The 12,457-nt window shown below is 46.7% G+C and carries 11 protein-coding genes; 5 read left to right on the plus strand and 6 right to left on the minus strand.

From position 1 onward, the window contains the following. From EXE44_RS21115 to EXE44_RS15610, 6 genes are all read right to left on the minus strand, one after another. Positions 1 to 485 (minus strand): hypothetical protein (locus EXE44_RS21115; RefSeq protein WP_206750389.1); only part of this gene is annotated, 485 nt, incomplete at its 3' end. A 1,681-nt stretch (positions 486 to 2,166) separates the two neighbouring features. Further along, positions 2,167 to 3,384, minus strand: a complete 1,218-nt coding sequence (locus EXE44_RS15585) for a tyrosine-type recombinase/integrase (RefSeq protein ID WP_137705919.1) — start codon at positions 3,382 to 3,384, stop codon at positions 2,167 to 2,169. Positions 3,385 to 3,965: 581 nt separating this feature from the next. Beyond that, complete coding sequence (locus EXE44_RS15590) at positions 3,966 to 4,775, minus strand: hypothetical protein (RefSeq protein WP_137694895.1); 810 nt, start codon at positions 4,773 to 4,775, stop codon at positions 3,966 to 3,968. A gap of 16 nt (positions 4,776 to 4,791) precedes the next feature. After that, entirely contained in the window at positions 4,792 to 5,064 is a 273-nt protein-coding gene (locus EXE44_RS15595; RefSeq protein ID WP_137694894.1) for a hypothetical protein, read from the minus strand. A 223-nt stretch (positions 5,065 to 5,287) separates the two neighbouring features. Beyond that, positions 5,288 to 6,181, minus strand: coding sequence for a hypothetical protein (locus EXE44_RS15600; protein ID WP_137705918.1), 894 nt, complete (start codon positions 6,179 to 6,181; stop codon positions 5,288 to 5,290). A 645-nt stretch (positions 6,182 to 6,826) separates the two neighbouring features. Continuing rightward, entirely contained in the window at positions 6,827 to 7,366 is a 540-nt protein-coding gene (locus EXE44_RS15610) for an ArsR family transcriptional regulator (protein WP_241988324.1), read from the minus strand. 345 nt (positions 7,367 to 7,711) lie between these two features. On the opposite strand from EXE44_RS15610, the gene EXE44_RS15615 reads away from it, so the two are divergent. The 5 genes from EXE44_RS15615 to EXE44_RS15635 all read left to right on the plus strand — a co-directional run bounded on the left by EXE44_RS15615 (position 7,712) and on the right by EXE44_RS15635 (position 12,269). Then, the gene (locus EXE44_RS15615; protein WP_137694891.1) at positions 7,712 to 9,379 is read left to right on the plus strand and encodes a hypothetical protein; all 1,668 of its coding nucleotides are present in this window, start codon (positions 7,712 to 7,714) and stop codon (positions 9,377 to 9,379) included. A 2-nt stretch (positions 9,380 to 9,381) separates the two neighbouring features. Beyond that, a complete protein-coding gene (locus EXE44_RS15620; RefSeq protein WP_137694890.1) occupies positions 9,382 to 10,194 on the plus strand; it encodes a hypothetical protein in 813 nt (270 codons plus the stop codon). Between the two features lie 99 nt (positions 10,195 to 10,293). Then, positions 10,294 to 11,733: a helix-turn-helix domain-containing protein gene (locus tag EXE44_RS15625; RefSeq protein WP_137705917.1), complete on the plus strand. Its 1,440-nt coding sequence runs from the start codon at positions 10,294 to 10,296 to the stop codon at positions 11,731 to 11,733. A gap of 168 nt (positions 11,734 to 11,901) precedes the next feature. Continuing rightward, positions 11,902 to 12,084 (plus strand): hypothetical protein, encoded by a 183-nt coding sequence (locus tag EXE44_RS15630; RefSeq protein ID WP_137694888.1) that lies wholly within the window; start codon positions 11,902 to 11,904, stop codon positions 12,082 to 12,084. Further along, positions 12,081 to 12,269 carry a hypothetical protein gene (locus EXE44_RS15635; RefSeq protein ID WP_137694887.1) on the plus strand — a complete coding sequence of 63 codons (189 nt, stop codon included), beginning with the start codon at positions 12,081 to 12,083 and terminating at the stop codon, positions 12,267 to 12,269. Before EXE44_RS15630 ends, EXE44_RS15635 begins: the two co-directional genes overlap by 4 nt. The last annotated feature ends 188 nt before the right edge of the window (positions 12,270 to 12,457 follow it).

A 12,457-nucleotide genomic window follows, 5' to 3' on the forward strand; every position in this document is an offset into this window, starting at 1 on the left:
ACTGAGAGTATCGCTCTGACACCGCCTCTTTTGCTCGGGTCATCTGATGGTGGATGCCGTCGTAGCACCGAGGAAATCTCACTACCGTGGCTAACCACATCTAGACCAAGCATTTGGTAGACCCGTGTGACATCCTCAACGTTCCCGACTTCGGCATATTGCCCTGTCGAGACACATGCGACATCTGCTATTCGAGCACTCTCTGGATACTTTTGTTCGTAGGTGATTTCTCTACACCCTGTCCGTCGTAAGAACCACGTGGCCACTGCTTTCAAGTCTGCGTGAAGTGGCGTGATGATTTCAGCTTCTGCTACTCGTCGACGGACCTCTGCGAATTCAGTGGTCGATATTTCTTCGAAGTCGAAAGTGACTGTTTCTAGTGATAGATAGCTGTTTTCGACGAGATATTTTAATCGTCCACTCTTGTGGCTTTGAGGCGGTGGAATCGATAGAGCGGCTTCTGAGCTGCGCTTTTTCGATTGCATTTCACTCTCTCGCAAGCCTCAATTTTTCTTCACTGAGATTCATCAGCATTTCTGCCTTCGGGCCTGCTCGCCATATTGAGCTCCCTTCCGAGGTCCGTTGGAGCCAGCCATACCCTTGGGCTTCTCGACAGACTCGACGAACGGTCGAACGTTCGTTTTCTTTGAATGGCAGGTCGTTGAGCTTAAATTTCCCTGTGCGGATTATCTGCTCCAAAACGGCATCCCAAGCCGAATCGCGTAAAGTCATTGGTCTCGTATCTACTTGGGTATCTGAGTATTTGAACCAGCAACTTTATTCCAGACATATTCATCGGCAATAGACCATAGCAGTTTGCCAGTGTTCTGGAGGGTATGACCTCTTACCCTCCAAGTTTAACAGATGGTACTCACAGATATCTACACGACGAAGGTGAATTTTATACCTGCCAGTCGTGCGGTCAAAAGACCAGTGCTCGTAGTGTTCGCGAAAAGATACACCTCCACCGGTGTGGAAGCCAGCCGAAGTAGAAATCAATTATTTCTGATTTAGGTCGGTTTGACGCGGCACAGCCTTGTGGTCATACTTTCATTTTGGTCTCGGTATTCCGGGGGGCACGCACTCATCGCAGTAGGAGACGAATCCTGAGCCAGTCGGTGGTCCTTGCCCGTCGTATGACCACCACTTACACTGGATGATGGTCGCATCAGGTGGTATCATAGTGCCGCAGTTATGACACTGTATTTCAACGAGATTGTGATTTCCCCGACCTTCACGGAGTATATCGGTAACTGACTCGTTGTCGTCTTTATCACTCATCGATGTTCAACGAATGCCGACATTCGTTCTTTCGTGCGGAGCCATTTCCACTCATTATGAGCGGCGGCGACTATCTCTTGGAGGTCATCATCACAACCACCGCTCACCAAGACAGTTGTTCCGTCGTTTTGGAGGAGGCATTGTCTCTCCATACGGAGTAGAGGGTTCTTCCAGAGATAAGACAGAGATTTTAATCCAAAGCACAAAATCAGCACTAAAATACACACACACCATTATTGGTCAGTTTGTGGTAGTGCCATCTACCCGGTATATATACATTTTATTATACAAGATAGAGCAGATATTGTGTGATTTTTAACGTCTCAGCCGTAGAAGGCTGAGACGTAAACCTAAAGTGTCGAATTCGGGCGTTAGAAGCTTAGGTCCGGGTGCGAGAATCGAACCCGCGTCTCAGCCTCCACAAGGCACAATCAAAACACTATACAAATGTGGTCAGGAAATCTCAAAATTTATTGGTCTAAAAGCCGACTGTCTGGGCTAAATGGTCGTTATAGAGAGTATTAGAAGAATGACGTTACTGACCATATATTGTAAAAGATTACGAGTTTGCCGCTTGGATAGTCTCCTCATCTACGTCAAGAAGAAGCTCACCCTTGGGGCCGAGTCGGTAGATGGCAGCATGTTTTGACTCCTTCTTCACCCACCCAAGCTCTATCATGGTGCGCAGAACGCGACGAGCGGTATGGCGTTCCGATTCTTCCACAGGTAATTCTTTTAGCTTGAATTTCCCCCGGTTCACGAGCATGGTCAGAGACGCATCCCAAACCCTATCGCGAAGAGTCACTGACTTCTCACCCCATTTCCTCGGTCGAAACTTTGGAACATGGTCTGCCTTTGGTGATGGGCTGATTTATTCGTTACCGCTCATCGCTTCTCGAAGTAGTCGTCAGCAGCTTCGTCAGCATTCCGAACATAGCGCTGTGCAGTCTCGTAGCGGTTAATTCGAAGCTGCTGCATTAGGAGGTTGATACTGCCACCTTTGTTGATGATGTCAGTCCCAACACCTCGTCGAATCATGTACCAGCCATTCTCTCTGTTTTCAACGTTGATGCCGATTTCTGCTTGTAGCCGCATCAGCACTCTGCGTCGGAGAATCGATGCACAGTACGGGCTCCCTCTCTGATTCAACCAGACCGCGTCTGTGTCAGCATACTCATCAAAGTTCGAACGCTCATCAAGCCAGTAATTGATGATGCCTGCAGCTTCCGGACTGATTCGACATCTCCGATTTCTCTTCCCCGATTTTGAATCCTCATCGCGCGGAATTCGGAGATAGGCCTCCTTCTCATTCTCTGTGTCCAGCCACTGTACCCGTGCTGCCGCAATTTCACATGGACGGAATCCAACGTCACAGCTTAGGTAGACAAGGCTAGGAATCTTCCAATTCGCGATTTCCCAGTCTTCATCATCAAGTTCTGCCTTCGGCTTTTCAAGGCTTTGTGCGAGACGGGCGGCCCATTCTTCTTGTTCTTCTTCAGACAAACTCTCACGGTCAGGGTCGACGTTTAGTTTGAGAGATGCCGTTTTGATAGCCTTCAATTCCTGACCAGTGAACCAATCAGTGAAGTTCGGGTCGGACTCTTCCTCGGCAATGTCTTCATACACCTCTTCACTGTCAGGGATTTTCCAGTCCACACCCTTGTATTTCAGAACGAGTTGGGTGTTGTTGATTGTCCGACGGTGGGTATCAAGTCTGTTATCGATGGTGAGCAGGTGGTACCAGTATCGGTCGAGTTGGTCCTTTGAGAAGTTAGTGGTGAATGAACCATCGCCCGTCCATCCAACTTCACCATCCTCCTCGTCTGCCTCGATTTTCACCCCAAGGTAGAGCCACTCACAGAACCGCTCAACGCGGTTAATGATGTCTTGCATCGAGTTGGGAGAGTACCCGACCCGGCGTCGCGGCTTCTTACCACGGTCAAAGGTCCACCGAGCGAAGTCGAGCCGCCAATCTTCGAACGCTTGGAGCTCAAGCTTGTTTAGATTGTTCTGGAGGCTCGCCCGTATTGCGGGGATGTTCATCTCTTCCGGAGTATATTCGGGGATTGGTTCGTCGTCATTCGGATTTGTTGAGGTGCTCATTTTCTTTTCCTCAACAACACTAACGAGACACTTAGCATATATGCTCGTCGGTTCAGCTCTAAGTGGTCAAAAAGCCCTCAAATGCCCATATACAGAGGTTAGAGGAGGATTTAGAAACTACACAGATATTAGTGGTTCCACCATACAGTAGATGTTATAATGACACTTCACATCGGCTAACCCCGATATTAGGGTAGACAAGACGACTAATCGGGTAGCCCGAGGAAGTCGCACTCATCAAGGTCGGCAAAATCTGAAAAGACAGCCTCCTCGTGCGTACAGGTATAGTTGCTCCGCGAAGTGGCAGTGAACTTGGCGTTTTAAGCGAACGTATGATGGAGGAGGCGAGGGAGTGCTGCAAGAGGTGAATCAGAAAATGGAGTTGAAGGACGAGCTATATTCGAATCTGGCTGAAGAGGACCAATCAAAACTTGTCTGGGCGAGTAGCACTTCTACAATTCAGGTCTCGCTGGCTCTGTCGAAATCCTCAGCAAGTAGTATATTCTGACCCGGTTGCGGTGAATACAGAATTGCTACTTAGAACCGCTATACCATCGAATAATCAAAGAAGAAGAGTTCATTTAATCCATATTACGGAGAGCCCGGAACATCACCTTGGCCGCGTGTTCGGCGTCTTCACCGAGGTCTTTGATTTCTTCCTGCTCTGGGTTCCGAACTATCGAATGAGCATCTGAATTCGCAGATTCACGGAATCGATTGATGTCGGAAATGAGTTCTGTATTCATCCCATTCGAGTATGACTGGTAGTCTTTGAGACGATACTCGAAAACCTCCAGAAGCTCGCTGAAATTTCTGAAACGACCGTATTCGGGGATATAGTACATCCGCAAATACGATTTCGGGTACTCCTTTCGGAGTAAGTCGATAACGAGATTTTCTAACAGTTTTCGGGTTAGGACGAATGTCCCATCGTACACTCCAATCCGATAGCACTTGTTAATATTCTCGATGAGGTCGTCGTAGAAGTCATCTGTTGTGTTCTCAATATCGATGAAAGATTCAGCAGTGTGCGTGAACAACGGGACACTATCTGCGTGTGATATTTGTTCATCTTCGAGGGCCTGTAGTGCCGGGTAGTCCTCAAGCTCTTCCGCATCAGCGCCGCCAACTAAATCGTAAGCCTGACTCATAATGGCAAGAGCGGTATCCTCATCGCCACGCTCGCAAAGCACCTTTAAGAACCGAAGTGTGTTATGGGCGCGGTCTTGGTTACCCCATTTCCAACTTCGAAAGAAACTGTCTATCTTCCTCGCAGTATCAACCGCTCCTTGCTCAGTTGTAATTCGCTCCCAGTCTTGATGGTCGAAGTTCTGCTCTGCGATATAATACGAAAATTGAGACAAGAGGGTTTGGAGGGCATCATTACTCATATGGTTCCCTCCAGAATCACGCCTTCTGATTCATTTCTTCGACTGCAATCTCATACTGACCATCTACTTCTTTGACTAATATCTCTGTGTTCGATGGTCGGTCATTAATAAGTTCGCTCAGGTCTGAATACGCGTTGTACTGTAGGATTGCTTGCATCGATTCTTCTTCTTCCTCCAAGTGGAAGACTGGCTTATCCGTTTTACCTCGACGGGGAACTGTGACAGTGTAGTAGTGCTCGCCGTTCGAAAAGTTGTGACCAGTTAGTAGCCCTTCGTGTGGTTCTGCCATATGCTATACTCGACAGGCCTCTATCAAAAGGGTACTCCACCCACCCAGAGACTAATAGAAGTATAAAATATTTCTAACTGATATGTTAGATGATGGTTCTGATGAGATAGGGACGCTACGGTAAGCCCTCTTATTATATGACACAGTTCGAAAAATGAAGTTCACACCCAACTTAGTGGCTTTTTCACCACAAATGGTGTCTTAGGATTTCAACAGAGCCACATCAGCCGAACAGGCGCGAGGCCATGACACTCTTGACATCTTCCATTTCGAAGTATTGCTCATCGGATGTCAAAACGCTCGCGTGAGTTGGACGACGATTCGTTACGTCGATAACTGCGTCGAAGGGAATCGAATCACCATAATAAATTGTCTCGTCTGATGGAGCAGGCCCATCCCAATTCCACAGGAGTTCAACGACCTCGCTGTCGACTTCGACCCACGCGTGCGTCGATGCCCGAGCTGGATGACTGGACATAGCAAGTCCTTCACAATAGCGAACATCATCGTAAGCCTCGAACAGCTTGGTGTGAAGCGCCGCAAAAGCGAGTACATAGCACGAGTTCGCGTCAATACTGTTGGCACGCCATTCTGCGGCGACGGCGACCACATCTTCCGGTGGGTCTGTCGACCGTCTTGATGGATTATACTTGACCCCATCAATCGGACAGGAGCCCGTAAGCACAGCGTAGTCTATCGCGCTGCCGAGGTGGCGGACTCTCTCTTTTGAATCTGCCAACAAGCGATTCGCGCGTCGGCGTCTATTGAATGAATTACGCCACTGTTCGTATTCAATCATATCGACTCCAGCGTCTATGAGGAGGCCGTAAGCCTCATCCTCAGAGAGTTCACTGCGAGCATCAAGACTGCCAAGATAGTAGGCAATCGCATCGTGCTGAGTGGCAACAACATCAACAGTGCTATCATGGAAATTGCTTCGCTGGACTTCTAAACGGTTGTCTGTGTTCTCACGAGTCGCGGCACCGCGAGTGAGCAAAAAATGGAGCGTATCACGGGGGTTTTTCATGTGACTCACATCAGTGGAGTGTTGACAGATGAGTTCGTGTTCATCTGCTTCTATTGTTACCTCGATAATCGCCCCGCTCAACGGATACATCGTGTAATATTCTGGTTAGAGCGCTTATAGTTATCTAACTCTGAGTTCTGTACTGACCGGGACCGGGTCAAATGTATCACCTGCTGAGGATTCCAACAAAGCTGATTCTACAGATTCACGAACATCTTCGTTACCACGTTTTTGCTACCAATCCACGCCAGTAGCGGTTCCGTCATTCCACGTTATGGCCCGAACCACATCTGGTAGTTGGTCCAAACGGGCTTCGACAACTGCCATCGGATGCTTATCGATATATTCCGCGCTCTCGCGGAGAGTATCGCTATCCGATTGACTTAGTTGGAAGTGGACTTCTCCATGCTCCGGATGGTCGTCATCTTGATGCCAACCGAGGAGGAGATTTCGTTCCGGTTCAATCCAGCTAATCCAGTAGAAGTCGTTGTCAGTGCCGACCTCGACATCAAAACCGATTTCGAGTCGTACACTTTCTGTCGGATAGCTGGAATCCTCTAGAAACTCTCTCGGGTCCGTTTTCGCTGTAACTCGATACGGCCCCGGCTCTCGATGAGTTGAAACACGAAGCTGGACAGAGCTGAATTTCAAACCACTCTGGAGCCGATTCTTGATTCGTCGATGGATTCGTTTGTTGTCGAGCCCGTCTCTTTTGGCGAGAAATATCATTCGAGACTAGGCAATCGCGAGTTCTTCGTCTCCATCAGAATCAGAGAGCTGAGTTACGTCCGTGTAGAGTTGAAGTGCGTGTTTCGAAAGACGAATCTCTGTCTCCAGAGCTTCCCACGTCGTAGCAGCATTCCGAATGGTACGCATTTCCTCTGTAGAGAGGTCTTCTTCGACTAGCTTGTTGCGCAGTTCGGAAAGAGTCTCGACCTCGTACTCCTCCTGTAGCGATTCAACCTGAGCAGTGTGTTCAACGAGGGTCGATTCGAGTTCATCGCGAGAGTTCTCGCTGATGAGGTCAAGCACTTCCTCAATGAGTATCTGAACAGGGTTTGGCGCGTATTTTGTCTGTCCGTCGACTGTGTGTTCTTCGGCTCTGTTTTCAGCCACTAGAGTCTCCAATTCGCTATCGGCAGTCGCCCACGCGACATCTGCTCTGTCTGCAATGGCAGTAACCGTTTCCGGCTCGTCGAGTGTCTCGACAACCATACGGACTCGTTCACGCCCGCTGTACTGGTCTTTCCACGCCTCTTCATTTGGTTCGCTCATTTCTTATCTCCGATACGCACGAGATACACAAATAATTTTGGCTGTCTTAGATATATGAGACATAGTCAGTTTCGTTGATTCAATAGGTGGAAACTCTGCTACAAGGTCAATGAAGAGTTTTAGCCAGTTTGGAGAGGGAAGGACAATAAGCAATCTTACGGCTCTCGTGGATAGGTGTCTCAAATACAGCGAACGACCGAAATAGAGTGATTTTGCGAATCTAGTTCAATAAGTCACACATCAAGATATCTGAACTCTTGGTGTTGGTCAATCACTAGCAGGAGTTTCTTGTTTCACTCCGGTATCCCAGCTATTTTGACATTCAACATTCAACACTCTAGTAATATGCCGCTCCCCACCCAAAGCGAAAATTTCTATTATATTTGTTATCGGGAGGTCCGGTCAGAAGATGAATTAGAGCGAGATATAATCGATGAACCCAATGAGGTTACAAATGTCGAAGAACTTCTGAGGGCGGTACATAATAACGTGGAATACACGCATTCGCTCGAAAGTCTAGATGTTACTACATATTTTGAAAACTGGGTAGAGACCTTATTAGATGATGCAGAGGGCTTGGTTAGTGGAATGTCGAGGTCCTACGAGCAAACTTTGAGCTATATGGCAGAGGATTTTGCAGGAAGTATGAAAAGCCGTGCAAGAGAACGAGGTAAATATGTTGTCTTCATAATTAGTGAAGACTCTCTCGTAGTCTGTCACTCTTTCACCGGTAAAAAAGCTCTAACTACCGATATGGACGTTATTGAGGAACTGCTGAGTGAAGCGAATATCGATAAGTACGCACGTTTTACCTATGAATCTCCTGATGAAATCGTTGTACAACACTTTGACCGCCATGATACTGAATCATTTAGTGAGTGGCTTGGAATCCCTGAAGACGAAATTGCGTTTGATATCAAAGGGAGCGTAAGAGTATATACTAAGATAGACGGGATAAACACCGTTTTCGAATTTGACCAAGAAGATATCACAACTAAATTGCTTGGCTCCGACAGCTATGACCTCTCTGCAGGTCAACTGAAAACTCCTAACGAAAGTCCACGACGAGTAGAAAAGATTCGATGGGGCCACAAAAAGTACGCAGATATAGATGAGTTCAAGCAGGAACTTCTCAAAACTAATCGTAATCTTTCCCGCGCATTTGATATGTATAATAATCACATCTCGAACAGTTTGGATTCCTTCTTCACAGTCACGGACTACGAAAATAAAATAGTCAAGGAGACAGCTAATGGAGCTGAAGAGATTAAGAAGCCGAAAGTAGATTTTGCTCTTTCCTTTGTCAACAATCAGGTTGAGATGCACGTTCCTTGGCGTAGTGAACTATCCAAGCATTTTCTTTCTGAACACGAGCCAATACCAATCTGTCATGCAGGGGCAGAGTTTTCAGAATCTGCGTATCAGTTAGGCAACTTCAGAATATATAACGAAATTACCCTAACTGGTGCTCAGGAGACATATATTAAAGATGTTCTAAAAACTGCAGAAGATATGGGGTCAAACAATCTCCGTGATGTCTTTAGTCATATTGTATTCGAGATTCTGTCCCGCGATGTTCAGAAACCTCTTTGCTATCTATTTAACGAATTCTCAAGCGAATTCCATTCACGATTCGTAAGTAGTGTTTCTGACGCAACCCGAGTTGTGCAGACAGAGGGAGAAGAAATCGACTTAGAGTTCAAATCGTCCCCATGGTTTGATAGACAATCGGATGTAGAAGAATTAGCACAAGGCATTCATCGTGAATTTCAAGATTCACGGTTGCTGTTCCTCGGTATTAGCGAAGATTCGAAGGATATCGATGTCATCGAAAGCGGTGTAAAATCTGAAAAGTTGAATGATATAGAAGACAAGCTAGAAAACAAATATGGAGTTGCTGAATCACATGTATGGTCCATACCTATAGATGATGGACACGGAATAATCGCGCTAAATATTGAAAACCTCAGCCAAGGCTTCGACACAGACATATCTGTCTTGGAGAGGAGCTAATTATGATTGATTCTGAGCTACCGCAAATGAAGGCCAAAATCTCGGCAGAACTGTTGAAGGCGATTGTGGAACCCCCTGTCGAAATCTCTCCAGATAGTTTGACTAATTTTCGCTGGAGAGAGGACAAACTCTACGTAAACTCAGTTGACGGCGCAAACGCCATAATGGTCCGACAAAAGATTCCTGCAACAGAATTCGAGGAATATGATGTCAGACCAAAGGGGGATGAGATTGTGTTCGGTATGCCCTGTGGAACTCTTGAAAATCTTCTTCGAGCTGCGAATCCCCGTCAGGATGTCCAGTTAGAACTCACAGATGAGGGTCATCGGATGGATATTGAATTTGCCGACGTAGATTATTCCTTAGCTGGTGTAGACCCGGAACAGGTGAAAGAGCCAATGATTCCAGAGTTAGAGTATGAGCTCGAATCGAAAGTTCACAGCTCAGTATTCACTCGCGCATATCAGGTTGTTGGAATGATATCTGAGACCGTGAATATCAGTGTTTCAGAAGATGAATTTGTCATATCAGGACGGGGAGATACCGATGTGGCTAAAATCAATGTAGACATCGAAGAGAGTGTGGATGAGATACAAGAGAGAGAAGAAAAAAGGGCAGCAACGATTCTGCGCTGTACATCTGCTGCACAGGCACGGTACGGTTCTCAATTCATACAGTATTTGAACAAATTTACTCCTCCAAAATGTCTCACTACACGGCTGAGTGAAGATTATCCGCTACAGGTAGAAACAAAGAGAGCCAATAGTCGCATAAAAACAGACATCACGATTGCCCCCCGAATGGATAGTGAATAAGCACCGCCGAAGATACCTCCATTTCGGGGAGGAAAACAGGTCTACCACTGCCCGTTAACAGATGAGAAATTCAAATCACATGCCCCCTAATCGCGAATAATGAACATGGAGAATGAAACGAAACAGCTGATAAAGCAATTCTCCTCTAAACCGGGAGTTGAGTCTGAGCAATTTGACTGTAAATCGAAAGAGATTGTAGAGAGTTCCAGCGGTCGAAAGAAACTCGTTAAGGTACTCTCTGCAATGGCAAACCAAAGTGGAGGTACAGTGATTGTCGGCGTTCGGAAACAATCTAATGAACTCCTTATTCAGGGCTTTTCAGTTGATTCAGAAGTTGTCCAGCATATCAACCACACCGCAGTTGAATACACTGTACCACCTATCACTGATTTATTAAGAACCAATTTTGTAGAATATTCTGGGAAAAATCTATTACGGATTGATGTGGAGCAAGCCAAAGAAAAGCCGATTCAGTATAAAGAAGAAGGCGAATATGTACCGTGGATTCGCGTTGGGGATGGTATGGAGGAAATGACACGAAGTCAAATGCTCTCATTCTTTGAATCTCGTAAAAGGGAAAAGCATAGCCTGTTTTCCTCAGAGGTTGAGGAGCGCGTAAATATTCATTTAGATAGTGATTCAGATAGAGAAACTCATTCGATTCAATCACCACAAAATTGGTTGATTACCACCACAGAAGGACGGTCTATGTTTGTCTTTGGAGAGCCCGGTCTGTCCCATGACTTCGGAAAGTCGGTATTATATCATGTTGAAGAGCGGGTCTATGCCTCAACTGCGGAGGAAATAGAGCACGTATTTGATGTACTTAAGAACACTACTGGAACGAAGTTGTCCCATTCAAGAGTTGGGTATACAATTGAGTTGGGGGAACGTCAAGAAATTGGCCGTGGATATCGGTGGTTCGTTGAAGATTTGAAGAATATTGAAAATACAATTGGGACACTAGAGGAGGCTCACAAAGTGGAACCAATCTCTGACCCACCTAGTGACCCCCAGCCTATTGCTGTGGCTTATGTGAGTTGTTCAGCTGGTCTCTTTTGGCTAGAGACCCAATGGGATGGTGAAGAGTTCACACGAACAAGATGTGGATTCGTATTTACTGATATCCCATTCAACGAAGGCGGCTACCAGTCATTTTTCACCGAAATAGGTAGGAGCCCAGATATATACGAGCAACGCCGGGGCCTTCAGATACTCACTCTCGCAGGAGATTCTCAATATCTTGGACGGCCACAAGTCGTGGATATTAGCGACCATGTTGACTCTCCAGAATACATGGTTGTAGATAACCCGTTTTATCACCGAACTGATGAATTAAAGAAGAAGTCAGAAGTGGATATTCCAGAATACTTCTTGGACCCATTAGATGGTATTAATCGAATTCCGCTCAACATTTCGGGAGGGTATAAGAATGACAGGAGTCGTTCCGTAGAATTAGACACGCTAACACTCTTCTCAAAGGACCTCTTGATGAATACTATATTCGCATCAGGCTGGTGTCGGCAGAAGCGAGAATAAGTGCGGCACAAGGGATGTTGGTCATTCGTAGTTGTTCCACAACAAGGAAGACCTCGAACTCGGAACGCCCCAAACTCCCCGAAACATCGATTTACGCTCCCGATACAAACACAAATCTAGAAAGTAGGCAAGTATATAGTCGCAATTGTCATAAACAATTACGAAGAGATGTCCAACTATGAATCGCTCAACCGGCAAGAACTCATCGAACAGTTAGAAGCGCGAGACTGGCTCCTCAACCGCTATCGGCAGACCGCCGAACAACTTGAGCAAGACATCGACTTTTTCGAAGAGTCCTTCGGCGACGCGACCGCGGAAGTAGACCGACTGCGAAACGAGACAGTAGAATGAACACGTCTAACATCTTTTTGCCGGCCTCACTCGGCGCATTCGGAGGAATTCTCCTCGGAGGCATCGGTGGCATAGACATATTCTCCACGCTCGTCTTAGCAGCAATATGCGCAGTCGTCGGCGTCGCTGTCGGGTCCACCTTCGAGAACGAAAACCAGACAACACTAGAAGACCATGAGAATTGACGACAGCAGCGCAAGAGTGAAAGTCTGGATGGACGAAGACGAAGCCAACACCCTCCAACGCACACTCGAAAAGAAAGCATGGGAACGAGGTATAGCCGGTATGCTAATGCTCAGGTGTGGTCTCCGCTCTGAAGAAACAACAACCGTCACACCAGACGATGTAGAGCGCGGTAAAGACGGTGAGAGCT

Origin of the sequence: Halorubrum sp. SS7 (genome assembly GCF_005435055.1) — an archaeon.
Classification (GTDB): domain Archaea; phylum Halobacteriota; class Halobacteria; order Halobacteriales; family Haloferacaceae; genus Halorubrum; species Halorubrum salinarum.

What these genes read in the sequence shown, in the direction of transcription:
- EXE44_RS15585 (WP_137705919.1), bottom strand. Translation starts at nt 3,384, where the DNA reads ATGAGCACCTCAACAAATCCGAATGACGACGAACCAATCCCCGAATAT.
- EXE44_RS15590 (WP_137694895.1), bottom strand. Translation starts at nt 4,775, where the DNA reads ATGAGTAATGATGCCCTCCAAACCCTCTTGTCTCAATTTTCGTATTAT.
- EXE44_RS15595 (WP_137694894.1), bottom strand. Translation starts at nt 5,064, where the DNA reads ATGGCAGAACCACACGAAGGGCTACTAACTGGTCACAACTTTTCGAAC.
- EXE44_RS15600 (WP_137705918.1), bottom strand. Translation starts at nt 6,181, where the DNA reads ATGTATCCGTTGAGCGGGGCGATTATCGAGGTAACAATAGAAGCAGAT.
- EXE44_RS15610 (WP_241988324.1), bottom strand. Translation starts at nt 7,366, where the DNA reads ATGAGCGAACCAAATGAAGAGGCGTGGAAAGACCAGTACAGCGGGCGT.
- EXE44_RS15615 (WP_137694891.1), top strand. Translation starts at nt 7,712, where the DNA reads ATGCCGCTCCCCACCCAAAGCGAAAATTTCTATTATATTTGTTATCGG.
- EXE44_RS15620 (WP_137694890.1), top strand. Translation starts at nt 9,382, where the DNA reads ATGATTGATTCTGAGCTACCGCAAATGAAGGCCAAAATCTCGGCAGAA.
- EXE44_RS15625 (WP_137705917.1), top strand. Translation starts at nt 10,294, where the DNA reads ATGAACATGGAGAATGAAACGAAACAGCTGATAAAGCAATTCTCCTCT.
- EXE44_RS15630 (WP_137694888.1), top strand. Translation starts at nt 11,902, where the DNA reads ATGTCCAACTATGAATCGCTCAACCGGCAAGAACTCATCGAACAGTTA.
- EXE44_RS15635 (WP_137694887.1), top strand. Translation starts at nt 12,081, where the DNA reads ATGAACACGTCTAACATCTTTTTGCCGGCCTCACTCGGCGCATTCGGA.